Consider the following 24,253-nt stretch of genomic DNA (forward strand, 5'->3'; position numbering starts at 1 on the left):
CGGGGAAAGGTCACCTACCAAGGGGCGCGGGGCTCTATCGATCTGCGGCTCCGCCGCGGGGCGCGACCAGCCACAACGCACCCGCACCAACCCACACACATCAAGAGGCACCCACCCCCGAAGTCCCCGACTCCAACAACCGCCCGCCATCCCAAACGACGCCAACTTGGCGGTAGTACGCGGCAATCGGCTCACGAATCTCCAGCCGGTCCAGCTCCTCAGTAGGCGCCGAGAACAACTCCAACTCCGCGTCCCCGGCCCACGCCTGCCCACCCTCGAACGACGCCGCCCCCGACTCGATCAACTCGTCCAGAGCCAACCCCTTGCCGTTCTCGATCGACGGCAGCCAGCGATGATGAGCCATGGGATGCCCATTGACGAACCCGTTCGTCAAAGAAGGCTCCCGCAGAGTCACCACCGCCTGCGCCAACCGCCGGTCCGCCGCAGCCAGGGTCGCCCCGAACCGCGCCCCCGCCTCGATCCGCGGAGCGGGCCCGTACGGATGCGGACGGGTCTGGTGAATCGACCCGAACTTCTTCGGATACCCCTGGTGCAGGCCGCGAGCGATCGCGAAGTCCTTGTCGACCCAGATGTAGACGCACCGCGAGTACGTCTCGCCCCGGTACTTGCAGCGAACGACCGCGAACGCCTCCTTGTACTGCCCCCGCACGGGATCCAGCAGCTCGTCCCCGGACTGCGAGCACGACTGCCAGTCGGCCCAGATCAGGGCGACCGCACCCGGATCCTCGTCGGCCAACTCCAGTGGCTCGGGCAGCAGTTCACGCACCCGCGAGGGGTCCGTGCGGTACTCGACGGTCAGCAGGTCCCCCGAGTAGCGCCAGGGCGGCGCGGGGACGAGCGACGAGGCACCGCTCGCCGTCTTGGGATGGAAGAACCCACGGGGACCGGTCACTTGGAGGCTCCTTGCACAGTGAGGGCGGGCTGCTTGAGCAGTTCGGCGCGGTAACGGGCTGCCTTCGTGGCCACGGCATGCCCCCCGAGGGCGACGACGCCGACGAGCCGCTCCCCGACGTGGTAGCCGACAAGAACGTCTCCGTCCGGATCGCCGTCCAGCACCCGCACGTCATCGATACCGAGCACGGGCGCCCCGAAGGACTGCAGCCGGAAGTCGTGCTGGTCGCTCCAGAAGGTGGGCAGCGGCGCGAAGGGCGCCAACTCCCCTTCCCTGCCCGCCAGATGAGCGGCCAGCGACTTCGCGGCGTGCTTCGCGGTGTCCGCAGGGATCGACCAGTGCTCGACGCGGCGGGGTACGCCGTCGTAGCGGGCGTTGGGGAAGCGGGCCACGTCGCCCACCGCGACGACCTCCGCGCGCCCGCCCACCCTGAGCCACTCGTCGGTGAGAACGCCGTCGCCGACGTCGAGCCCGTTGCCGTCCAGCCACTCGACGTTGGCGACGGAACCGACCGACTCCACGACGACGTCGGCCGGCAGGACCGTACCGTCGCCGAGTACGACGCCGGTGACCCGGTCGCCGCCCTCGAACCCGGCGACTGCCGTGCCGAGCGCGAAGCGCACCCCGCGTTCCTCGTGCCGCCGGAGCAGCGCGCCGGCGAGGAGTTCGCCGAGGGGTCCCACCATGGGCAGGGGCAGCGGATCGACGACGGTGACCTCGGTGACTCCGAGTGCGACGGCCGTGGCGGCGACCTCGCAGCCGATGAATCCGGCGCCGACCACGACGACCCTGACGCCGGGCCGGGTCAGCTCGTCGCGCAGGCCCCGGGCGTCGGTGAGGGTGCGTACGGTGTGGCGGCCGGTCTGCGGGCCGGGGCAGCGCAGGCGCCGGGGGCGCATTCCGGTGGCGGCGACCAGACCGTCGTAGGAGAGGGTCGAGCCGTCGTCGAGGTCGATGGCGCGCTCGTCGAGACGGGCCGCGACGGCCTTCGTACCGAGGCGCCACTCCACGTCCGCCGTCGACCCCTTCGGGGTGAAGGCGAGGGAGTCGAAGGCGGCCTTGCCGGCCAGTACCTCCTTGGACAGCGGAGGGCGGTTGTAGGGCATGTGCGGTTCGTCGCCGACGACCGTGACAGCCCCGGTCCAGCCGGCCGCCCGCAGCTGCTCGGCGGCGCGCAGCCCGGCCATGGACGCGCCGACGACGACCACGCGCCCCGGAGACACATGCGTCTCGTCGGTCACGTCAGTCCTCGATCCGGATGGCCTGGAGCGGGCAGACGTCCGCGGCCTCTTCGACCTCGTCACGAAGCGCGTCGTCGGGGTCGGAGACGTACAGCAGGTGACCGTCGTCGTCCATCGAGAAGACGTCGGGTGCCGCGAAGACGCACTGGCCGTGGTCCTGGCACTTGTTCATGTCGACGACGACCTTCATGGTCGGTCCTCCTGGTGGTGAGGGCGTCGGTACGGGGGGTGAGGGGTGGGGATGGGAGGGGCCCGACCGTTGTCGGACCGAGCCCCGGCCAAAGGGGTTCGAAGACCCGGACCCCTGACTCGTTTGGCTTCAAACAAGATAGGAAGCAGCCGGAGTCTGGTCAATAGCTATCCGGATGGATAAATTCTTGCCCCGACCCTCTTGCAGGACGGGTCACTCCTCCATACCGTTTGGCCTCAAATGAAGAGCCCGGGATGTCCGCCGGCACCAGGCGCCCCGGCCGCACTCCCCACGCCACCCGCCTCCCGGACGCCGTTCCGGAGGTGCCCGACATCCGCCCGAGGAGACAACGGTGAGCGCAATCGACCTTCCAGAAGTCCGTCGGCACATCGAGCGGCTCACCGCCGAGGGCATCGACGTGGTCCGGGTGGTCTATCCCGACCTCATCGGCACCGACCGCGCCCGTGACGTACTCGTCGACGAGCTGCCGCGCGCCTGCGAGCACGGGCTCGCCTTCTGCCGGGCCGTCTACCACACCAGCCCGCAGGGCGATGTGGTCCCGGTCAGCGGCGGCCTGGACGCGGGGCTGCCCGACATCTGCGTACGACCCGATCTGTCCACCCTGGTCGCCCTGCCCTGGGAGCCCGGCGTCGCGGTCTGCCTCGGGGACGTCGTCGACCCGGCGACCGGCTCACCGGCGCCCGAGTCGCCCCGCGATCTGCTCCGCGCGGTCCTCGACCGGTGCGCCGAGCACGGGCTGCGGCCCGTCGTCGGACCCGAACTGGAGTACTTCCTGTGCGATCCCACGCCGGCGGGCGCGAGCGGCTGGCAGCGGTACAACCGGGACACGGGCGCCGTCTACACGGCCGGCCTGCGCGCCGACCCCGACAACCATCTCCTGCGCACCCTGCGCCATGTACGGGATCTGCACATCGGCGTGCTCAGCGGCAACCACGAGTTCGACGGCGGGCAGTTCGAGATCAACCTGCTGCACTCGGAGGCCATGTCGGCGGCCGACCGTGCCTTCCGTTTCAAGGCCGCGATCAAGGAGCTGGCACGCAAGGAAGGCAGACTCGCCACCTTCATGGCGAAGCCCTTCAACGACGCGGGCGGCTCCGGCTTCCACCTCCACCTGTCCTGCGAAGACACCGAGGGGCACAACGCCTTCGACGACCCGGCCGGCCCGTACGGACTCTCCGCCACGGCACGGCACGCGGCCGCCGGTCTCCTCGCCCACGCGCCCGCCCTCGCCGCGCTGCTCAACCCGACCGTCAACTCGTACAAGCGCTTCGGGCCGGACACCCTCGCGCCCTGGCTGATCGACTGGGGGCTCGACAACCGCAGCGCCATGGTCCGGGTCCCGCCGGAGCGCGGGCCAGGGGCCAGGCTCGAACTGCGGCTCGGCGACGCCAGCGCCAACCCGTACCTCGCGATCGCCGGGGCCGCGGCCGCCGCGCTCCTCGGTGTGCTGGCCGGTCAGGAGCCGTCGGCCCCGCTGGAGGGCTACGGCTACGACCCCGACAGGTCCGCCGTACTGCCGATGAGCCTGCCGGCCTCCCTCGACGCCCTGGAGGCGGACACCGCGCTGACCGAGGTGCTCGGCAAGGACTTCGTCGCCTCCTTCCTCGCCTACAAGCGCAACGAGGTCGAGCGCTTCCAACGGCACGTCACCGACTGGGAGTTCACCGAGTACGCGTACCACCTCTGATCGCCCCGATCGCGTCTGATCTCCCCTGATCGCTTCCGCACGACTTCCTGGAGCCTTCGATGACCGAGACCCTGCCCTCCGCCTCCTCCTCCGCCGCCGCCCACGAGCCACTCCCCCTCGACGCCGTCGACCTCGCCGACCTCGACAACTTCACCGACGGGGTGACGCCCTGGCGGATGTTCCACACCCTGCGCCACGAGGACCCGGTGCACTGGCAGCCGGAGGAGGCGCCCAACTCCGGTTTCTGGGCGGTGACCCGGCACGCGGACATCGCGCGCGTCGACCGTGACGCGGAGACCTTCACCTCCACGAAGTTCGTCAACCTCGAAGAGCTCGACGAGGACCAGATCAAGAAACGCGCCTCCGTCCTGGAGCTGGACGGGGTGCGGCACCGGGCTCTGCGCAGCGTGATCCAACGGCAGTTCGGCGCGGGCGTCATCAACAGCTACACCGACTTCCTGCGCGGGCTCACCGCGCAGACCCTGGACGCGGCGCTGGCCAAGGGGAGTTTCGACTTCGTCAAAGAGGTCTCCGCCGACTTCCCCATCAACGTCCTGGCCCGGCTCCTGGACGTACCGCCCGAGGACAACCAGCAGCTCATCGACTGGGGCAACCGGATCATCGGCAACACCGACCCCGACTACGCCGACGTGCTGCTGCACAGCGCGGAGAGCGAGAAGTACCGCGACCTGCCCTTCCGCTCCCCCGCCTCGCTCGAAGTCTTCGAGTACGGAAGGGAGTTGGCGCGGCAGCGGCGCGGCGGCGAGGGGACGGACCTCGTCTCCAAACTCGTCAACACCACCCCGCGCGACGGAGTGCCGCTGTCCGCGCAGGACTTCGACAACTACTTCCTGCTCCTGGTGGTCGCCGGCAACGAGACGACCCGGCACACCATCACCCACTCGATGCTGGCCCTTCTCCAGCACCCCGAGCAGCTCGCCCGCCTCCAGGCCGACCCCTCCCTGATCCCGGGCGCGGTCGAGGAGTTCCTGCGCTGGGCGTCCCCCGTCTACCACTTCCGGCGCACCGCGACCCGTGACGTGGAGCTGGGCGGCAAGCAGGTCAGAGAGGGCGACAAGGTCGTCATGTGGTACGCCTCCGGCAACCGTGACGAGGCGGTCTTCGGCAATCCGTACGACTTCGACGTCGCCCGTACGGACAACGACCACGTCACCTTCGGCAAGGGCAGCCCGCATCTGTGCCTGGGCAATCTGCTGGCGCGCACCGAGATCCGGATCATGTTCGAGGAGCTGATCCCGCGCCTCGCGGACATCCGGCTGGCGGGGGACGTCCCCCGGGTGCGCTCGAACTTCGTCAACGGGATCAAGAAGCTGCCGGTGGAGGTCACCCTCGCGTGAACCGACGATCGGACAGATCGATCAGATCGATCGATCGAACAGGGGAGTGCACTCAGTTCCCCGCACTCAGCGCACTGAGTGCCATGGACCTCGCTGTGATGCTAGTTTCCCGTCCATGACCAAACCGCCCATGCGGGACGCCCTGGTCGCGGCGGCCTTCCAGCTGTTCCTGGAGCGGGGCTACGAGCAGACCACCGTGGACGACATCGTGGCGCTGGCCGGGGTGGGGCGCCGGTCGTTCTTCCGCTACTTCCCCTCCAAGGAGGACGTGGTCTTCCCCGACCACGAGCGGTGCCTCGCCGATATGACGGCGTACCTGGCCGAAAGCGTCGAGGACGCGGAACCGGTCGGACGGGTGTGCGCCGCCGCCCGCATGGTGCTGCTCATGTACGCCGAGAACCCGGCCTTCTCCGTCCAGCGCTACCGCCTCACCAAGAAGGTTCCCGGGCTGCGCGCCTCCGAGCTGTCGGTGGTCTGGCGGTACGAGCGTGCCCTGGCCGCGTATCTGCGCGGACGTTTCGCCGGCCGCCCCGACGGGACGCTCCGGGCCGACGTCGTCGCGGCGGCCGTCGTCGCGGCCCACAACAACGCACTGCGCTCCTGGCTGCGCTCGGACGGACAGGGCGACGCGACCACGGCCGTCGACCATGCCCTGGACTATGTGAAGGCCGCGTTCGGCACCCCGCCCGCGCTCCCCGATCGGGACGGTCCCGAGCCCGAGCCCGAGGATGTGGTGGTCGTCATCTCGCGGCGCGGGGCGCCGATGTGGCGGGTCGTCCAGGAGATCGAATCCGCGCTCACAACTCGGCGCGAGAATTGAGGGTACGCAGTGCCTTTACGCATGACACTGAGTGCCATACCCTGAGGCTGTGCACGGTGGCACGGCGAACCGCGCACTTCGGATCAGGCCGAGCGCAGGGAGACGACACCGTGTACCACTCACTAGGCGCCACTCGTCCGATGGCCGGCGGCTCCGCCACGGGCCTGCTCGACGCCCCGGCCGACACGAACACCCTCGTCTTCCAGCGCTGCGGCTGGTGCGCCACCGCGATGTACCACCGGCTGCTCTGCCCGTCCTGCGCGGGCAGCGACCTGCGTACGGAGCGCAGCGAGGGCACGGGCACCGTCCGGCACGCCACGGTGGTCAACCGGAACACGCCGGCCGCGCGCAATGTGTCGCTGGTCGAGATGGCCGAGGGCTTCGTCGTACGCGGCCGGGTGATGGGCCCGGCCGCCGGCATCCACAGCGGGGACCGGGTCCGGCTGTCCACCGCGAAGGACCCGGTGCGCGGCGAGCCGGTGTTCCAGCTGCTCGACGAGCCGTACCGCGCCTGGATCTGACGCTCCGTCAACTTCCGTTGCTCTGAAGGCAAGCGCGATCTTCGCTTCGCCAACCGCCGCGCTGAGCATCCCCATTGATCCTCCTCCACAGGCAACCCACAGGTCCTTGATTCCGTCCTCCGAGGCGAGAGGGGCCCGTCGGGAATCCGGGGGCTCCTGAGCAAGGGCCAGGAGGAGGAGACCGTTGCTACGTGCGCGGCGAATATGGGTCACCGCTGCGGCGGTACTCGCGGTGGTGGCGGGATCGCCAGGATGGGCGCAGGCACAGCAGCCGACCCGGTCGCAGGTGGCGGCCGAACAGCTGCCCTCGGGCTGGACGTTCACCGGTGACGGTGCGGAGCGGCAGCTCGTCTGGCGTTCCGGCAGACCGGTACCGATGGGTGACGCGCGCGTCGAGTTCTACGCGGGCGACCAGCTGCTCGGCCGGCCCCTGGCCGCGAAGGACGGCCGGACGTTCCGGCTCCCGTTGGAAGCAGCCCTGAAGGTCAGCGGCCGCAAGGGGGCCAAGGCGCTCGACGACCTCCAAGTACACGCTGGTGGACGCCGGTTGGACGCGGCCGGACCGGCGGCTGCCCCGGACGGGCGACGCGCGTCGGTCGCTCCGCCCGCCCCGGCGCCGGCCAATCCCGTCGACCCCGGCAAGCCGGGCTCGTACCGTACGGTCTCGGGCGAGTACACGCTCAACTCGGTGAAACTGCCCGGGATGGCCGTGCCGGTGGAGATGAAGGCCGTGGTGGTCGCGCCGACCGGGACCACCGGCCGCAGACCGCTCGCGCTGTTCCTGCACGGACGCCACTCCACCTGCTACAAGCCCGGCAGCAACGATGTCACCGGCGAGTGGCCGTGCCCGGCCGGCGAGAAGCAGATACCGAGCTACCGGGGTTACCTGCGCGACCAGAAACTCCTGGCGTCCCAGGGTTATGTGACGGTGTCGATCTCCGCCAACGGCATCAACGCCCAGGACGGCCCGGTCGAGGACGCGGGGGCCCAGGCCCGCTCCTCCCTCGTCCGGCAGCATCTCGCCCACTGGGCCGCCTGGACGGCGAACCGGCCCTCGGCACCGGCGATCGTACGGACCGCGCCGCCGGCCGACCTCTCACGGGTACTGCTGGTCGGTCATTCGCGGGGCGGCGAGGGCGTGAACCGCGCCGCGATGGACAGCCTGTACCGGCCGCCGGCCGACCAGGACGGATACCACGGCCCGGTGCGCTGGAACATCCGGGGTACGGTCCTCATCGGCCCGACGATCTTCGGACAGAACCCGGTCGCCGATGTGCCGTCGGTGACGATTCTGCCGGGCTGTGACGGCGATGTGTCCGACCTGCAGGGCGAGTTGGCCGTGGACGGTACCCGCGGGATCAGCCGCGGCGCCGCCCTGCACAGCGCGGTCTACGTGATCGGCGCCAACCACAACTACTTCAACACCGAGTGGACGCCGGGCCAGGCGCAGGCACCGGCGGACGACGACTTCTGGTCGGATCCGGACGACCCGAACGACCGGGACCCGGTGTGCGACGTGGGCACCAGGACCCGGCTGACCGCCGACCAGCAGCACAAGGCGGGCGCCTCCTACATCGCGGCGGCGGCCCGGCTGTTCGTCGCGGGCGACGACCGGGTGCGTCCGCTGCTCGACGGCTCCGGCCGGCGTGCGCCGTCCGCCGACCCGGCGCGTGTCCTCACGCACGCGGTGGGCGGGAACCGTTCCGCCGGCATCCTGCCGGACGGCGCGGTGACCGTGCAGGGCGGCGGCGGGCGGCTCTGCTCGGCCGTGGACGACCGTCCCTCGCTCAGGTGTCTGGCCGCGGACGCCGGCGAGTCCCCGCACTTCGCGGGCTGGATGACGCAGCGGGAGGTGGGCCGCCGCGCGGTCGCCCTCAAGTGGTCGCAGCCCGGTGCCGCGGTGCGCGTGAGCCCCGGCCGACCGGTGTCTCTTCGCGGCGCCAAGGCTCTCGCCCTGCGTGTCATCGTGCCGCCCAACACCACCGGCACACAGCTGGACGTGTCCGTCACCGACACCGCCGGCAAGCGCGCCACGCTCGGCCGGGTCCGCGTGGACGGGCTGCCCGGAAGCAAGCGGACGGCCTCGTACTGGGCGCGGGAGGTCCGCGTACCGCTGTCCGCCGCCACCCGGGCCGGGGTCGACCTGCGCAAGGTGCGGAGCGTGGAGCTGACTCCGCGCAGCCGTACGGGGCAGGCCTGGCTGATCGACACCTGGGGCTGGCGCCCCGGCACACCCGCGGTGCGCCCGGCCACGCTGCCGCGCGTCGACCTCGGACGGCTGACCGTCAAGGAGGGCGACTCCGGCAGCCGGACCTACCAGGTGCCGGTCCGGATCGCCGGGCAGGGTGGCGGCACGGTTCGCCTCTACGTCCAGAATCCCGGGACGGACACGATGACGAGCCGACTGGTCACGGTGCGCCCCGGCGAGCAGAGCATCGTCGTGCCGGTGACGGTGAAGGGTGACACCCTCTACGACTACGACGTCTGGCGCAGCGTGTTCGTGAAGGCGGTGCGCGGCGCGGTCATCGGCTCGTACAGCGGCGGGGTGACCATCGAGAACGACGATCCCCGGCCCACGGTCACCGTCACGCCGGTCGCGGACCGGGTCACCGAGGGACAGCGGCTGACCTGGCGCGCAACCCTGTCGGCGCCCTCCGGCACCGAGATGTACTCGGCCCTGGAGGTACTGCCGGTCACCGGCGGCACGGAACTGTCCACCACGGACGTCGACCCGGCGTGGCTGATGGACGCCTCCGGCCAGTCACCGCTGCCGTCGCGGCCGTTGTCCCAGGTCGAGGATCTCTTCCTGTATGTGTCCGTCCCGCCGGGCCAGTTGACCGCGGAGCTGAGCGTGCCGACGGTCGCGGACACGGTGGCGGAGCCGGAGGAGTCGGTGCGGCTGCGGGTGGCCGACTTCGATGAGGAGACCGGGGAGCCGATCCCTGGACCCGAGTTCACGGGGACGGTGCTTGACGCGTCGTAAGGGTTCGTTCCTTACAGCCCCTGGCCACTGAAGGTGGGACCGCTGCCCCTGCGGGGCGTGGTCCCACCTTCAGCCGTTCACGAGAGTGATCCGGATGCCGACCGTGCCCGTCTTCCCACGCCGCAGCCGGCTGCCGAACAGGGTGAGGCGGCCCAGCACGCCGTACTTGCGGGCGAGAAGCTGCCGGTAGACGTCGGTCGCGGGCTGGTCGAGGATCTCGGCGGCGGCGGGGACCTGGTCGCCGGTCGGGTTGCCGCGGGCGTCGCAGGGGCCGACGAGGACATCGGCCCGGTTGCGGATCCGCTTCACCTTCCAGGCGTCGGCCGCCGACCAGGCGCCGAGCGCGTCCCCGTCCCGCACCACCCAGACCGGGGTGGCGACGGACGTGCCGTTCTTGCGGTAACTGGTGATCAGCAGGTATTTGCCCGCGCCGAGCCGGTCCAGGGTGCTGGTGTCGTCCATGGGCGGGAGTGTAGGCGCCGGGAACTCTCCTGACACCCGGCGCCCTCCCTCCGTTGCCCGCCGTCACCAGCGCGGCAGTCGCCGCTCGTACTCCGGCCGGATCCGCCGCATGTACCCGGTGTCGTCACGGTCCCGTATCCCGGAGTCGAGGTAGCGGCGGTGGGCCCGGGCGAGGGCGTCGGAGTCGAGCTCGACTCCCAGGCCGGGGCCGGTCGGTACCTTCACCGCGCCGTCGCGGACCTCGATGACGCCGGGGACGATCACGTCGTCGGCCGAGTTCCACGGGTAGTGCGTGTCGCAGGAGTGCGCGAGGTTGGGGATGGCGGCGCCGACGTGGGTCATCGCGGCGAGGCTGATGCCCAGGTGCGAGTTGGAGTGCATGGACAACTCGATGCCGAACGCCTCGCAGACGGCGGCGAGTTCACGGGTCCGGCGCAGTCCGCCCCAGTAGTGGTGGTCGGTGAGGAGCACCTGGATCGCGTTCTGTTCGACGGCGGGGCGCAGATGTTCCCAGGCGATCACGCACATGTTGGTGGCCAGCGGCATCGGCGCGTCCTTCGCGACCTCGGCCATACCGGGGATGGAGGCGGTCGGGTCCTCCAAGTACTCGATGACGCCGTCGAGTTCACGGGCGACGTACTTCGATGTCTCGACCGTCCAGGCCGTGTTGGGGTCGAGGCGCAGCGGCTGTCCGGGGAAGGCCTCGGCGAGGGCCCGCATCGCGGCGATCTCCTCGTCGGGCGGGAAGACTCCGCCCTTGAGCTTGAACGAGGTGAATCCGTACCGCTGTTGCATCAGCCGGGCCTGTTCGACGACCCCGGCCGGGTCGAGGGCCTCGCCCCACTCGTCGCCGATGGCTTCGCGGCCGTCGAGAGCGGGGTGTTCGGCCCACTTGTAGAAGAGGTACGCGGCAAAGGGCACCGCGTCCCGGACCCTGCCGCCGAGCAGGTCGCTGACCGGGCGGCCGAGCAGCTTGCCCTGCGCGTCGAGACAGGCCACCTCGACGGCCGAGGTGGCCCAGCCGCGGTCGTGGGACCGGGGCACGGTCGGCGACAGGACGGCGTCGATCGCGGCGGCGATGGCCGTCGTGTCGAAGACGTCCATGCCGACGACGGCCTTCGCTGCCTCCTGGAGCCGTTCGAGGCGGGCACTGCCGCCGGGCGACTCGCCGAGGCCCACCGTGCCGTCCTCCAGGACGAGTTGGAGGATGCAGCGCAGGGCGAGCGGCTCGTGCACCCCGTCCGCGTTGAGCAGCGGCGGATCACCGAACGCGATGGGGGTGACGACTAGTTCGCGGATACGGGTGCCGGTGCCGGTGCCGCTCATGTTCGTACTCCTGTCGTCGTTGGTACCGCCGCTCATGCGCGGACCGCCTCCAGACCGTGGTCGATGAGTTTGGCCAGCCGGGCCACGTGTTCCGGCGTCGGGTCGAGCAGGGGTGCCCGTACGCCGCCGACGTCCAGGCCCCGGAGGGTCACGCCGGCCTTGATCAGCGAGACCGCGTATCCCGGTACCTCGTCGCGGAGTTCGACGAGGGGGCCGTAGAACTCGTCGAGGAGTTTGGTGACCAGGGTCTCGTCGCCCTCGCCCAGGGCCCGGTGGAAGGCGGTGGCGATCTCCGGGGCGAAGGCGAACACGGCGGACGAGTACAGGTCGACGCCGACGCCCTGGTAGGCGGCGGCCGTCATCTCGGCGGTCGGCAGGCCGTTGAAGAAGGCGAAGTCCGCGCCGCCGGGCAGCGCCCGTACCGTCCGCACGATGCGGTGCATGCGTTCGAGGTCGCCGAGGCCGTCCTTGAGGCCGACGACCCCGGGCAGGCTCGCGATCTCGGCGGCCGTGGCCTCGGTGAGGCGGGCGGTGCCGCGCTGGTAGAAGATCACCGGCAGCCCGGCGGCCGACGTCACCTCACGCGCGTACCGCACAAGTCCCTGCTGCGGTGCGGTCACCAGGTACGGCGGCAGCAGCAGGATGCCGTCGGCGCCGGCCTCCCGGATTCGGGCGGCCTGGTCGATGGCGACGGGCACGGGACCGCCCGCGGCGGCGAGGACGGGGACGCGTCCGGCGGTCGTGGCGACCGCGATCCTGGTCGCCTCCCCGATCTCGGCGGGCGTCAGCGCGTGGAACTCGCCGGTGCCACAGGCGACGAACACCCCGCCGGCGCCGGCGGCGACCCCGGCCTCGATGTGCTGGGCGAGGCGTTCCCCGTCCAGCGATCCGTCCGCCCGGAAGGGCGTGACCGGGAAGAACAGCACTCCTTGGAACTTCATGTCTCTCTCAGACGTGGGGGGTCGGTGTCAGCCCTTGGTGGCACCGGCGGCGATGCCGGTGACCAGCGAGCGCTGGAGGAGCAGATAGACGATCAGGCTGGGTACGAGAGCGATGACCGCGCCCGCCAGTACCACCCCGGAGCCGACCTCGGGGTCGGTGCGCAGGACGGACAGGGCGACGGTCACCGTGTAGTCGGTGGGGTCCTTGGCGGCGATCAGCGGCAGCAGGTACTGGTCCCAGATCATGATGAAGCCGAGGACACCGGCCACACCGAGCGCCGGCTTGCACAGCGGCAGCACGATCTGCCACAGCATGCGCAGCTCTCCGACGCCGTCGAGGCGGGCGGCCTCCTCGATCTCGTCGGGGATGTCCTTCATGAACTCGGTGAGCATCATCACCGAGAAGCCCCAGGCGCCCAGCGGCAGGATGACGCCCCAGACGGTGCCCTTGAGGTCGAGGTGGACCACCGGGACGTCGCCGAGGACCAGCGACAGCGGGATCGCGATGACCTCCTCGGGGAGCATCATCGTCAGCATGAACAGGGTCAGGACGAGGGCCTGACCGCGGAAGCGGTGGCGGGCCAGCGCGTACGCGGCGAGGGTGCAGACCGCGAGCTGGAGCAGCAGGCCGCCGCCCGCTATGACGAGCGAGTTGGAGAAGTAGTCCCAGATGCCGCGCTCGCCGGCCACCGTGAAGTTCAGCAGCGTGCTGTCGTGCGGCAGGAAGGAGAGGGAAGAACCGCTGGCGTTCCTGGTGAAGGCGCCCGAGAGGATCGCGAGGAAGGGCGCGGCGAAGATGCCCAGGGCGATCGCGCAGAGCAGGATCCTCAGGGTCCAGGCGGCGCCCGGCTTGTCGTTCCAGCCGAGGGCGGTGTCGAAGCGGGCCGGGGTGGTCCGCCGGTCCTTGCCGGACCGCCTGGCGGTCGGCTTCGGGGACGTCGTCCGGACGGGATCGATGGCAGGGGCGCTCATCGCACGTCTCCCCTCTTGCGGAAGTAGTTGACCGTGACGGTGAGCAGCAGCGTCACGCAGAGCAGTACGACGGAGGCCGCGGAGGCGCCGCCGATGTCGTTGCGGGTGAAGCCGAGGGTGTAGGCGCGGGTCATCCAGACCTCGGTGGACCCGGCCGGGCCGCCGCCGGTGAGGACGTAGACCTCGGTGAACACGCGCAGTCCGCGGATCGCGGCGAGCGTGAGGACGATACCGAGGGCGGGGCGGATCGCCGGCAGGGTGACGTACCGCAGCCGCTGCCAGAGGGAGACACCGTCCATCGCGGCGGCCTCGTACAGCGAGCGGTCGACGCCCGCGAGGCCGGCCATGATGATGACCATGTTGTACGGGGCCCAGATCCAGATGCCCATGGCCATCGTCGACCACAGCGCGAGGTCCGGGTTGTCGAGGAACTGGACGGGGCCGATCCCGAAGAAGTTCAGGCCGCTGTTGATCAGGCCGTCGGAGGTCGGGTAGTACATGAGCCGCCACAGCTCGCCGACGACCGCGGTGGCGGTGACGGCGGGCAGGAAGACGGCGGTGCGCACGATCTTGAGTGAGCGGGCCTGGCCCTCCAGGAGCAGGGCGAGGACGAAGCCGAGGAAGATGGCGCCGAGGGACTGGCCGATGCCGAGGACGAGGGTGTGTCCGATGGCGTCCTGGAAGCGGTGGTCGGTCAGGACCCGGGTGTAGTTGTCGAGGCCGGTCCACCGGTCGCCGAGGAAGGGCCGGACGTCGAAGAAGCTGAGCCAGACGCCCTTGGCCATCGGCCAGAACTTGAAGACGAGGGCGAGCAGCAGGCCCGGCGCGAGGAACAGCCAGGGCACGAGGGCCTTCTTGTTGAAGACCTTGCGCGCTTTGAAGGCCCCGCGCGCCGCGGGGGTGGTCACGGTAGCGGTCATTTCAGCAGGTCCTGGTCCTTGAGGTCACCGGCGAGGGTCTCGTTGAGCTCCTTCAGCTGGGAGCCGACGTCACCGCCGCAGTACGTGAAGATCGCGTTGAGGCTGTCGGCGGTGTCCTGCTTGATGGGGGCGAAGTCCGGCGCGTTCGGAAACTGCTGTGAGGCGTCCTCGTAGGCCTTCTGCACGACGCTCCAGCGGGCGTCGTCGCGGACCGTGGCGGCGTCCAGCGTGGAGTTCACGGGGATGCGGACGACGGGCTGGTTCTCGCCGGTCATGGCGATCTTCTGGCCCTCGGGGCTGATGAGGAAGGCGGCGAGTGCCTGCTCCTGCTTCGTCTTTCCGGTCTTCGCGCCGAAGTAGACGTTCTCGCCGTCGGCCAGTACGTCGCCGCCTGCCGGGCCCGCCGGGGCCGGGACAACCTCGTACTTGTCCTTGCCGAGGGTCTGGTCGAAGGTGGTGATGTTGTACGGGCCGGTCATGTACATCCCGGCGTTGCCGTCCTGGAAGTTGGTGGCGGTGGAGGTGATGGCGGTCAGGGCGCCGGGCTGGGTGACAGCGTTGTCACCGCAGAAGAGGTTGTCCTTCATCCAGGTCACGGTGTGCACCGCGGCGGCCGAGTCCATGGCCGGCCGATAGGTGCCCCTGCCGTCCGGCTCGACGATCTTCGCGCCGCCCTGCCAGAGGAAGCTGGAGCCCCACCAGGCGGCATAGCCGTTCTGGGCGCTGCCGGGGACGACCATGCCGTAGGTGTCGGCCTTGCCGTCGCCGTCCGGGTCCCGGGTGGCGAAGGCCTTGGCGACGCTCAGCATCTCCTGCCAGGTGGTGGGCGCTTCGAGGCCGAGTTTCCGCAGCCAGTCCTTCCTGATCATCAGGGTCTGGGCCTGGCGGGAGTAGGGGACGCCGTAGTGCTTGCCGTCGATGCCCACGGTCGAGGACCATGACTTGGCGGTGATCTGGTCGTGGCCGACGATCGAGTCCGGGGCTATGGCCTTGAGCAGCCCCTGACTCTGGTAACTGCCCATGAGCGCCGTGTCGTTGATCATGACGTCCGGCAGGTCCTTCGTGGACGCGCGGCTCTGCAGCTGCTGGTCGAAGTTGATGACCGGCTGATAGTCGATCTTGATCCCGGTCTTCTTGGTGAAGGCGGCGAAGACACGTTCATAGGTGGCGGCGGCGTCCGGGTTGCTGCGGGTCCACACCTCCAGCGTGTTCGGGTCGCCACCCGCACTGTCGGAACCGGCTCCGCAGGCGGCCGTTGCGAATGCGAGCCCCGTGACGGCGAGCACGGCGGCCAGGCGGCGACTTCGTCGGCGATCGCCCATGGAAGTTCTCCGTTCATATCCGTGAACGTCTTTCACGAATCTAAATGATCGCTGTAAGCTACGAACGGTTTCAGCCGTATGTCAAGACATGGTTCGGAGTTTTCACGGACGTCACACCACCTTCGCCGCCCCGATAACCAGGTGCTCCTACGGACCTGGTGGGGGATGCTGGCCGGTGTGACCCGGCAGCAGCACACGGAAGTCGAGATCGCCTGCGACGAGTCGGGGTCGGACGGCGAGAACCTGACCGGCGGGAACACCGACGTCTTCGCGCACGCCAGCGTGGACGTCCCCCTGGAGTCCGCGGCGGCGGCCATCCGGGAGATCCGCGACCGGATCCGGTCGCCCGCCGAGGAGTACAAGGCGAACCATCTGCTGCGGGAGAAGCACCGGGCGGTCCTGGAGTGGCTGCTCGCCCCCTCGGGTCCACTGCACGGGCGCGCGTACGTCCATCTCACGGAGAAGACCTTCTTCATGGTGGAGCGGGTCGTCGACCTGCTCCTGGGCGATCCGGCCGGCGCCGTCCCCCTCTGCCGTGCGGGCGCGGGAGCCTTCGGGGCCGAGCGGTGGAAGCAGTTCCTGGCGGCGGCCAACGCCCTGCTCCGGGTACGCGGCGAGGCCGGCGCCGATCCCGGGGCGCCCGTCGACGCGTTCTTCCGCGCGGTGGACGCCCTGGCCGAGCAGGCACCGGAGCTCCGGGACCGGGACGTGGCGGACGTACTGAAGCTGCTCGGCGGCGCCCGCACCCGGGCCGCGGACCACCGGGCCCGGCTGCTCGCCGCCCCCGCCCTGATCCCCGTACTGAACCCGCTGCTGCCCGCGATCGTGGGGACGGCCGCCTACTGGAGTGCGGACGGACGGGCCGTCGTGCTCGTGCACGACCGGCAGAACATGCTGACGGAGGAGCGCATCGAGTGGCTCAAGGCCGCCGCGCGGATCGACGGGCTGCGGCTCGTCGTCGCCCGGGACGACACACGGGTCCAACTGGCCGATTTTCTCGCCGGAATCGCCCGCAGCATCGCCTCCCACGAGCTGAACGGACGCGGTGACGCGACGCTCACGGCGCTCCTGCGACCGTATGTGGACACCCGGTCCGTGTGGGGCGACGAGCGCAGCCGGGAACAGCTCTTCACACCCGTTCGCAACTGATCCGTCAGAGCCCTCGCCAACATCAACAACCTTGTCTAGATTGCCGGTTGACACTCTCTCGCAGGTGCTCAGGAGCTGCCCCCGTGCCCGAGAACTCGCCGGCCCCGTCGTCTCATACGCGGATCAACTCGCGACAGCCGCACACGGCCCGGATCTGGAACTACTGGCTCGGCGGCCGGGACCACTACGAGGTCGACCGCGCGGCCGGCGACCGCATCCGTGAACTGCACCCGGGCATCAGCGAGTACGCCCGCGCGGACCGGCTCTTCCTGGGACGGGCCGTGCGTCATCTGGTCACCGCGTGCGGGATACGCCAGTTCCTCGACATCGGGACCGGACTGCCGACCGCCGACAACACGCACGAGGTGGCCCAGCGGATCGCGCCGGACACCCGGGTCGTGTACGTGGACAACGATCCGCTCGTCCTGGTCCACGCCCGTGCCCTCCTCACCAGCACACCCGAGGGCCGTACGGACCATGTCGACGAGGACCTGCGCAACGTCGACGCGATCGTCGAACAGGCCGGGCGCACCCTGGACCTCACCCGGCCCGTCGCCCTGATGCTGCTCGGGGTGGTCATCTTCCTCGGTGCCGACGAGGATCCGCACGGGGTCGTACGACGGCTGCTGGACGCCCTTCCCCCGGGCAGCCATCTGGTGCTGTCGCACACCATCACCGGCCCGGGGCTGGCCGAGGTGGACGCGGCGGTCCGGTACTGGAACGCGCACGGCACACCCCGGCTGACCCAGCGCACCCCCGAGGAGGTGGCGCGTTTCTTCGACGGTCTGGACCTCCTGGAGCCGGGCGTCGTGTCCTGCTCGCACTGGCGCCCGGAGGGACTCCGCGCCGGGGAGGACGAGCCGGCGGAGGTCGCCATGTACTGCGGAGTGGCCCGCAAGCCCTGACGCGATCCGCCGTCGGCCGGCGGGACCCGAACGGGATCTTGGACGAGGTGAACACGAACGCCGCTCGCCACGTATGGAAGTGAGGGTCACTCAACGACCGGAGGGCCCCGCGGTGTCGACACCGCGCGTTCAGGGTTCGGGAGCCATTGATGAGGCACGCACGACGACGGATCGTCCGGCGAGCGACACGGCTGGCGGCCGTCGGCGGAGTCATCCTCGGCGGATTAATGGTCACCCAGGCTGTGGCGACCGAGCCGCCGCAAGTCAACCTGCCCTTCAGCTCCGCCCGGGCGGCCGGCACCACCGGCAGCGACCTCGTCACCGAACTCGGCACCGACCGTACGGCGGGCAGCTGGATCGCGGCCGACGGGAAACCGGTCGTCGCGGTGACCGACGCCGAGGCGGCGGCGGAGGTCGAGAAGGCGGGCGCCCGCGCCAAGGTCGTGGACCACAGCATGAACGACCTCAAGTCGGCGACGCAGACGCTGCGTTCGGCGCCGCGGGTGGCAGGCACGGCATGGGCGGTCGACTACACGAAGAACGAGGTGGTCGTCCAGGCCGACAGCACCGTGTCGGCCGCCGACTGGGCCAAGCTGTCCGCGGTCGCCAAGGACCTCGGCGGTTCCGTGCGCATGGAGCGGAGCGGTGGCACGTTCACCACCCGTATCAACGCGGCGCAGCCGATCCTGTCGACCGGCGGGCGCTGCTCCGCGGGCTTCAACGTGACCAACGGGTCGGCCGACTTCATCCTCACGGCCGGTCACTGCGGGCCCAACGGTTCGGTGTGGTTCGCGGACACCGGGGGCTCGACGGAGATCGGCAAGACGATCAGCAGCAGCTTCCCGATCAACGACTACTCGCTGGTGCAGTACAACGGCGGCTCGGCCGGTGACGGCGCCGATGTCGTCGCCATCGGCAATGGCCGGGGCGTTCGCATCACGGGTGCGGCCGATCCGACCGTCGGCCAGAAGGTGTTCCGCAGCGGCAGTACGACCGGGTTGCGCGACGGGAAGGTGACCGGACTCAACGCCACGGTCAACTACCCGGAGGGCACGGTGTCGGGCCTGATCGAGACCACCGTGTGCGCCGAGGCGGGCGACAGCGGCGGCCCGTTGTTCTCCGAGGGCATCGCGCTCGGGATCACCTCGGGCGGCAATGGCGACTGCAAGAGCGGCGGTACGACGTTCTTCGAGCCGGTGACCGAGGCGCTGACCGCGCTCAACGTCCGGTTGATCGGCCAGACGGGTCAGGCAGGTCAGGCGGCCGCTCCGGCGCCGTCCGCGTCGGCCACCCAGAGCGCCGTCGCTCCCGGAGACGCCCAGCCGGGCTCGGTGGCGCCGGTGACAGGTGGCTCCGCCGGGGAGGCGCTGCTGGACAGGCTCGCGGACCCGAAGAACGTGGGGCCGGGACTGTTGATCGTGGGCGGCAGTCTGATCGCCCTGGTCGCCACGCGATGGTTCCGGGTGGAACAGGACCGGAGGGACTACCGCCGGTCCTACTCGGCAACCTGGAGCTGAGAAACACAAGAGGCCGGGGCTGACGCGCTGCGCGCGGCCCCGGCCCTGCTGTTCAGACGTCGAACGAAAAGTGGTTACGCGTCGCGCCCGGGGTGCGGGGAGACCGCGGCCCACTCGGCGACGAGCTGCTGATAGGTCAGCCGCTGCTCGCTGTTGAGGATCCCGCCCGACCGGAGCCACAGGGCCCGGATCTCTTCGTTGACGTCGGCTGCCGAGCGATCGGGGGCGGATTGAAGAGTGGTGGACATGCTGTGAAGCATATGCCGCTCCGAGTGAAGGCCAACTGGATTAATACGGACTGTTCCGGCATTACTGACCGTGTTGCTGATCACGTCCACCGCTCGCCGCTCCCGCTCCCGGTCTCGGAGTTCATCTGTCGGTCGCCCCCAGTACCAGCACCTGAATGGCGAGTACGGCTGCCCCGCGCGCCCAGTCGTGGAAGTCGGAGACCTTGGTCTCCAGGTTGACCGGGTCCGCGAGCGGATGCCGGTTGGCGAGGATGCTCTCCTCGACCGTGCCGCCGGCTGCTTCGACCAGCCCGACCCCCTCTCCGGCCAGCAGGATTTTCTGAGGCATCGCGAAGTTGGCGATCTGGGCGATCAGCGTGCCGAGGGCACGGGCCGCCTCGTCGACGACGCGGGCGGCCATGGGGTCACCGGCGGCGGCCCGGGCGAGAATCTCGTCGTACGTCAGATCGTGGCCGGTGGCGGCGCGGATCTGGTAGCGGATGCTGGGGATGGTGAGCAGCGAGATGGCACTGCCGCGCTCCCCGTCGGGGGTGAGCGGGCCGTTCGGGTTGACGATCCAGCGGCGCCCTATGCCCAGGCCGTCCTCGGAGGACTGCACCCGTCGGCCGCCGCTGACCAGGCCGTAGCCGAGGCCCGCCCCTATGGTGAGGACCGCGAAGCGGTCGAGGCCGCGGCCCGCGCCGAACCAGCTCTCGGCCTCGACGAGCGAGGTGACGTCGTTCTCGACGACCACCCGCAGTCCGGTGCGTTCCTCGACGAGTGCGGCCAGCGGGACGCCGTACCAGTCGAGGAAGACGGAGTCGGCGACCACGGAGCGGTTCTCGACGCGTCCGCCGACACCGATACCGATGCCGGCCACGGCCGGGTGGGCGGCCCTCAGTTCGGCGGCCATCTCGCCGATCAGGTCGGCCACTCGGTCCGGGTCGTGGGTGGCGAGGGGGCGGTCGAGGCGGGCGACGACCTCGCTGCGCAGCGTGGTGACGACGCTGTAGACCATGTCGTCGGTGATCTTGAAGCCGAGAAAGGCACGGGACTCGGCGACGACATCGAGCGGCTGCGAGGGGCGCCCCTGACGCACCTCGGCCGGGGAACCGGCGTCGGGCACCTCGACGAGGAGTCCCGATTCGAGCAGCGGCTTGGTCAGCCGGGTGAGGCTGCCGGCGGAGAGGTCGAGTCGTCGGGCCAGTTCGGCACGGGACAGGGGGCCATGGACGAGCACCTCGATCGCCACCGAGCGCTCACCGGCGCTCAGCGGCGGCCAGCCGTCGGTCAGTGTGGTCATGACGATCAGACCCCCGTCTTTTCTTTTGCCATGGAACTAACCAGGCCAGCATACGTCGGGATTCCCGGCCAGAAAAAGATGTTGACCCACATCTTGACGGATGGATTCTTTCGCTACGAAAGTAAGTGACCCGAGGACGAGCCGCCGACGAGCAGACGAGGGAGTCTCTCCATGACCGTCGCCTCCACCAGACCTCCTGTGCGTCCACCCCGCGGCGACGGCGCGCTCGCCGCGCTCTTCGTCGCCCCGGCGATGCTGGGCTTCCTGGTGTTCCTGCTCTGGCCGACGCTGCGGGGCGTCTACCTGAGCTTCACCCGCTTCAACCTGCTGACCCCGGCCGAATGGGTGGGGCTCGACAACTACGTCCGGATGGTCAACGACCCTATCTTCTGGGACTCGTTGACGGTCACCGTCGAGTACGTCGCCATCAACATCGCTGTGCAGACGGTGGCGGCGCTCGCCATCGCCGTACTGCTGCAGCGGCTGACCCAGTCCGCCGTACTGCGCGGGATCGTGCTCACCCCGTATCTGATGTCGAACGTCGTCGCGGGCATCGTCTGGCTATGGATCCTCGACACCCAGCTCGGGATCGGCAACGAGATCGTCGCGGGCCTCGGCTTCGACCGGATCCCGTTCCTCGCGGACGAGACCTGGGCGATCCCGACGATCGCGCTGATCAACGTGTGGCGGCACGTCGGCTACACCGCGCTGCTGCTCTTCGCGGGTCTGCAGGCCATCCCGAACGACATGTACGAGGCGGCCAAAGTGGACGGGGCGAGCGAGGGGCGGATGTTCTGGCGCATCACGATGCCGTTGCTGCGGCCGGTTCTCGCGGTGGTCCTGATCATGACGGTGATCGGCTCGTTCCAGGTGTTCGACACGGTCGCGGTGACGACGTCGGGCGGTCCGGCGAACGCCACCAACGTCCTGCAGTTCTACATCTACGGCTCCGCCTTCGGCCGCTTCCAGTTCGGTTACGCCTCGGCGATGTCCGTGGCCCTGCTGGTCGTGCTGAGCGCGATCACCTTCCTCCAGTACCGGCTCACGCGGGCCGGCCACACCGACCTCGGCTGACCGGGAGGAGCGACACGATGACAACCCCGACAACCATGACAGCACCGGCACCGACCCCGACACCGGCCAAGACGGCCGTACGACCGCTGCGGCGCGGGCCCTCACTCGGGCGGATCGCCGCCTGGGCGGTGATGGCCGCGATCGTGCTGGTCACCCTGCTGCCGTTCTACTGGATCCTGCGCACCGCACTGTCCACCAACGCCGGCCTCGCCGCCGACCCGGCGAACCCCCTGCCGGTGCATCCGACCATGGGCGGTTTCGAGCGGGCGCTCGGCCTGCAGTCCACCAAGGAGGCGATAGCGCAGGGCGGCGCGGGCGGCAGCCTGGACTTCTGGCGCTACCTCCTCAACTCCGTCGTCGTGTCGACCCTGATCACCGGCTGCCAGATCTTCTTCTCGGCGATGGCCGCGTACGCCTTCGCCCGGCTGCGCTGGCGCGGCCGGGACACGGTCTTCGGGCTGTTCCTGGCGGGCCTGATGGTTCCGGCGATCTTCACCCTGTTGCCGAACTTCGTCCTGATCAAGCAACTCGGCCTGGTGGACAACCTGTTGGGGATCGCGCTGCCGACGATGTTCATGACGCCGTTCGCGGTGTTCTTCCTGCGCCAGTTCTTCATGAACATCCCGCGCGAGGTCGAGGAGGCGGCACTCCTCGACGGCGCCGGAAAGGTCCGCGTCTTCTTCCGGGTGTTGCTGCCGATGGCGTCCACCCCGGTGCTCACGCTGGCGATCCTGACGTACATCACCGCCTGGAACGACTACTTCTGGCCGCTGATGGTGTCGTACAGCGACAGTTCGCGCGTGCTCACGGTGGCGCTGGCGATCTTCCGGGCACAGACCCCGCAGACGGGCGTCGACTGGTCGGGGCTGATGGCGGCGACCCTGATCGCGGCGCTTCCGATGCTCGTACTGTTCGGGTGCTTCGCGCGCCGCATCGTGAGTTCCGTCGGCTTCACGGGCATCAAGTGACCGCGGCAACTGATCAACTGAGAGGACGGACATGCGAATTCGTACGGTCGTTGCACTGACCGGAGCCCTGGCGCTGTCCCTCGCGACCGGTTGCGCGCAGGGCGGAGCGGCCGGCTCGTCGGCGGACACGGTGACCTACTGGCTGTGGGACGCCAACCAGCAACCCGCCTATCAGGCCTGCGCGAAGGACTTCGAGCGGGAGAACCCGGGCCTGACGGTGAAGATCACGCAACTGGGCTGGGACGACTACTGGACCAAGCTCACCGCCGGCTTCATCGCGGGCACCCAGCCCGACGTGTTCACCGACCACATCCAGAAGTTCGGCCAGTTCGCCGACCTGAAGGTCCTCGAACCGCTCGACGACCTCGGCATCGACGACTCCACCTACCAACCCGGCCTCGCCGCCAACTGGATGGGCCAGGACGGCCACCGCTACGGCGCCCCGAAGGACTGGGACACCGTCGCCCTCTTCTACAACCGGAAGCTGACGACGGCCGCCGGCCTCACGGCCGCACAGCTGAACGACCTCTCCTGGAACCCGAAGGACGGCGGCACCTTCGAGAAGGCGATCGCGCACCTCACCGTCGACAAGAACGGAAAACGGGGCGACGAGGCCGGCTTCGACAAGAACAACGTCAAGGTGTACGGCCTCGCCACCAACGGCGGCGGCGACGGTGACGGCCAGACCCAGTGGAGCACGTTCGCCGCCTCGGCGGGCTGGACCTACACGAACGAGAAGCGCTGGGGCACCGAGTACCAGTACGACAGCAAGACCTTCCAGTCGGTGATCAAGTGGTACTTCGGCCTGGCCAAGAAGGGCTACATGGTCCCCTTCACGGACTACAACTCCCAGTCCAACCAGGCCAACACCCAGATCGCGTCGGGCAAGGCGGCAACGGCGTTCGACGGCGCGTGGATGATCTCGTCGTACGCCGGCTTCAAGAACCTGGACATGGCCACCGCCGTCACTCCGGCCGGGCCGACGGGCAAGCGGGCGACGATGATGAACGGCCTCGCCGACTCCATCACCAAGGACGCCCACAACATGGCCGGCGCCAAGAAGTGGGTCGCCTACCTGGCATCCGCCAAGTGCCAGCAGACGGTGGGCAGTTACGGGATCGTCTTCCCGGCCACACCCGACGGCACAAAGGCCGCCGTGGCCGCGTACGAGAAGAAGGGCATCGACGTCTCGGCGTTCACCCGGCCGGTCGCCGGCGAGAAGGCGGGCGGGAAGGAGTTCGCCACCTTCTCCTACCCGATCACCAACTACGCGGCGGACGTGTACGCGCTGATGCACCCGGCCATGCAGGACATCTTCGGCAACGGCAGGTCCGTGACCAGCCTCGACCGGACCAACAGCCAGATCAACCTGATTCTCGACCAGTGACGACACCCGAGCCACCGGTCGAACAACGCAAGAAGGGCACGCACAA

22 protein-coding genes are annotated in these 24,253 nt (G+C 69.7%); 11 read left to right on the plus strand and 11 right to left on the minus strand.

All coding sequences use genetic code 11. The features are described 5' to 3' along the window. Window positions 1-100: 100 nt before the first annotated feature. Genes OG734_RS03055 through OG734_RS03065 form a run of 3 tightly spaced genes read right to left on the minus strand, consistent with a single transcriptional unit; the run spans window position 101 to window position 2,344 of the window. Window positions 101-913 carry an acetoacetate decarboxylase family protein gene (locus OG734_RS03055; protein ID WP_330285908.1) on the minus strand — a complete coding sequence of 271 codons (813 nt, stop codon included), beginning with the start codon at window positions 911-913 and terminating at the stop codon, window positions 101-103. Then, window positions 910-2,121, minus strand: coding sequence for an NAD(P)/FAD-dependent oxidoreductase (locus tag OG734_RS03060; protein ID WP_330293543.1), 1,212 nt, complete (start codon window positions 2,119-2,121; stop codon window positions 910-912). The genes OG734_RS03055 and OG734_RS03060 overlap by 4 nt, the downstream gene beginning before the upstream one ends. A 34-nt stretch (window positions 2,122-2,155) precedes the next feature. Further along, window positions 2,156-2,344 carry a ferredoxin gene (locus OG734_RS03065; protein WP_330285909.1) on the minus strand — a complete coding sequence of 63 codons (189 nt, stop codon included), beginning with the start codon at window positions 2,342-2,344 and terminating at the stop codon, window positions 2,156-2,158. Window positions 2,345-2,696: 352 nt separating this feature from the next. Between OG734_RS03065 and OG734_RS03070 the strand changes: the two genes are divergently transcribed. From OG734_RS03070 to OG734_RS03090, 5 genes are all read left to right on the plus strand, one after another. After that, complete coding sequence (locus tag OG734_RS03070; protein WP_330285910.1) at window positions 2,697-4,052, plus strand: glutamine synthetase family protein; 1,356 nt, start codon at window positions 2,697-2,699, stop codon at window positions 4,050-4,052. A 59-nt stretch (window positions 4,053-4,111) separates the two neighbouring features. Beyond that, window positions 4,112-5,410 (plus strand): cytochrome P450, encoded by a 1,299-nt coding sequence (locus tag OG734_RS03075; protein ID WP_330285911.1) that lies wholly within the window; start codon window positions 4,112-4,114, stop codon window positions 5,408-5,410. Window positions 5,411-5,540: 130 nt separating this feature from the next. Then, window positions 5,541-6,230, plus strand: a complete 690-nt coding sequence (locus OG734_RS03080; RefSeq protein ID WP_330293544.1) for a TetR family transcriptional regulator — start codon at window positions 5,541-5,543, stop codon at window positions 6,228-6,230. Between the two features lie 140 nt (window positions 6,231-6,370). Next, entirely contained in the window at window positions 6,371-6,751 is a 381-nt protein-coding gene (locus OG734_RS03085; RefSeq protein WP_330293545.1) for a Zn-ribbon domain-containing OB-fold protein, read from the plus strand. A 184-nt stretch (window positions 6,752-6,935) separates the two neighbouring features. Then, entirely contained in the window at window positions 6,936-9,734 is a 2,799-nt protein-coding gene (locus OG734_RS03090) for an alpha/beta hydrolase family protein (protein ID WP_330285912.1), read from the plus strand. A 69-nt stretch (window positions 9,735-9,803) separates the two neighbouring features. On the opposite strand, the gene OG734_RS03095 is transcribed toward OG734_RS03090, so the two are convergent. The 6 genes from OG734_RS03095 to OG734_RS03120 form a co-directional block, all read right to left on the minus strand. Then, window positions 9,804-10,196 carry a PPOX class F420-dependent oxidoreductase gene (locus OG734_RS03095; protein ID WP_330285913.1) on the minus strand — a complete coding sequence of 131 codons (393 nt, stop codon included), beginning with the start codon at window positions 10,194-10,196 and terminating at the stop codon, window positions 9,804-9,806. 63 nt (window positions 10,197-10,259) lie between these two features. Continuing rightward, window positions 10,260-11,522 (minus strand): glucarate dehydratase family protein, encoded by a 1,263-nt coding sequence (locus tag OG734_RS03100; RefSeq protein WP_330293546.1) that lies wholly within the window; start codon window positions 11,520-11,522, stop codon window positions 10,260-10,262. Between the two features lie 32 nt (window positions 11,523-11,554). After that, window positions 11,555-12,463, minus strand: a complete 909-nt coding sequence (locus OG734_RS03105) for a 5-dehydro-4-deoxyglucarate dehydratase (RefSeq protein WP_330285914.1) — start codon at window positions 12,461-12,463, stop codon at window positions 11,555-11,557. A gap of 27 nt (window positions 12,464-12,490) precedes the next feature. Then, window positions 12,491-13,435 (minus strand): carbohydrate ABC transporter permease, encoded by a 945-nt coding sequence (locus tag OG734_RS03110; RefSeq protein ID WP_330285915.1) that lies wholly within the window; start codon window positions 13,433-13,435, stop codon window positions 12,491-12,493. Then, the gene (locus OG734_RS03115) at window positions 13,432-14,355 is read right to left on the minus strand and encodes a carbohydrate ABC transporter permease (protein WP_330285916.1); all 924 of its coding nucleotides are present in this window, start codon (window positions 14,353-14,355) and stop codon (window positions 13,432-13,434) included. The genes OG734_RS03110 and OG734_RS03115 overlap by 4 nt, the downstream gene beginning before the upstream one ends. Beyond that, window positions 14,352-15,677: a sugar ABC transporter substrate-binding protein gene (locus tag OG734_RS03120; RefSeq protein WP_330285917.1), complete on the minus strand. Its 1,326-nt coding sequence runs from the start codon at window positions 15,675-15,677 to the stop codon at window positions 14,352-14,354. The genes OG734_RS03115 and OG734_RS03120 overlap by 4 nt, the downstream gene beginning before the upstream one ends. Before the next feature lie 177 nt (window positions 15,678-15,854). Here OG734_RS03120 and OG734_RS03125 point away from each other — a divergent pair, with 177 nt between their 5' ends. From OG734_RS03125 to OG734_RS03135, 3 genes are all read left to right on the plus strand, one after another. Further along, window positions 15,855-16,826: a hypothetical protein gene (locus OG734_RS03125; protein ID WP_330285918.1), complete on the plus strand. Its 972-nt coding sequence runs from the start codon at window positions 15,855-15,857 to the stop codon at window positions 16,824-16,826. Between the two features lie 83 nt (window positions 16,827-16,909). Continuing rightward, window positions 16,910-17,731 (plus strand): SAM-dependent methyltransferase, encoded by an 822-nt coding sequence (locus OG734_RS03130; RefSeq protein WP_330285919.1) that lies wholly within the window; start codon window positions 16,910-16,912, stop codon window positions 17,729-17,731. Window positions 17,732-17,880: 149 nt separating this feature from the next. Further along, window positions 17,881-19,248, plus strand: coding sequence for a S1 family peptidase (locus tag OG734_RS03135; RefSeq protein ID WP_330285920.1), 1,368 nt, complete (start codon window positions 17,881-17,883; stop codon window positions 19,246-19,248). A 74-nt stretch (window positions 19,249-19,322) separates the two neighbouring features. Here the strand turns inward: OG734_RS03135 and OG734_RS03140 are convergent, their stop codons facing one another. Together OG734_RS03140 and OG734_RS03145 are read right to left on the minus strand one after the other, a co-directional pair. Continuing rightward, window positions 19,323-19,508, minus strand: a complete 186-nt coding sequence (locus OG734_RS03140; protein WP_006380218.1) for a hypothetical protein — start codon at window positions 19,506-19,508, stop codon at window positions 19,323-19,325. A gap of 109 nt (window positions 19,509-19,617) precedes the next feature. Continuing rightward, a complete protein-coding gene (locus OG734_RS03145; protein ID WP_330285921.1) occupies window positions 19,618-20,778 on the minus strand; it encodes an ROK family transcriptional regulator in 1,161 nt (386 codons plus the stop codon). A 171-nt stretch (window positions 20,779-20,949) separates the two neighbouring features. On the opposite strand from OG734_RS03145, the gene OG734_RS03150 reads away from it, so the two are divergent. Genes OG734_RS03150 through OG734_RS03160 form a run of 3 tightly spaced genes read left to right on the plus strand, consistent with a single transcriptional unit; the run spans window position 20,950 to window position 24,207 of the window. After that, window positions 20,950-21,852: a carbohydrate ABC transporter permease gene (locus tag OG734_RS03150; RefSeq protein ID WP_330285922.1), complete on the plus strand. Its 903-nt coding sequence runs from the start codon at window positions 20,950-20,952 to the stop codon at window positions 21,850-21,852. Window positions 21,853-21,869: 17 nt separating this feature from the next. Beyond that, window positions 21,870-22,820: a carbohydrate ABC transporter permease gene (locus OG734_RS03155; protein ID WP_330285923.1), complete on the plus strand. Its 951-nt coding sequence runs from the start codon at window positions 21,870-21,872 to the stop codon at window positions 22,818-22,820. A gap of 31 nt (window positions 22,821-22,851) precedes the next feature. Beyond that, window positions 22,852-24,207, plus strand: coding sequence for an ABC transporter substrate-binding protein (locus OG734_RS03160; RefSeq protein ID WP_330285924.1), 1,356 nt, complete (start codon window positions 22,852-22,854; stop codon window positions 24,205-24,207). Window positions 24,208-24,253: the final 46 nt, after the last annotated feature.

Source organism: Streptomyces sp. NBC_00576 (assembly GCF_036345175.1).
In the GTDB taxonomy this organism is placed as follows: Bacteria; Actinomycetota; Actinomycetes; order Streptomycetales; family Streptomycetaceae; genus Streptomyces.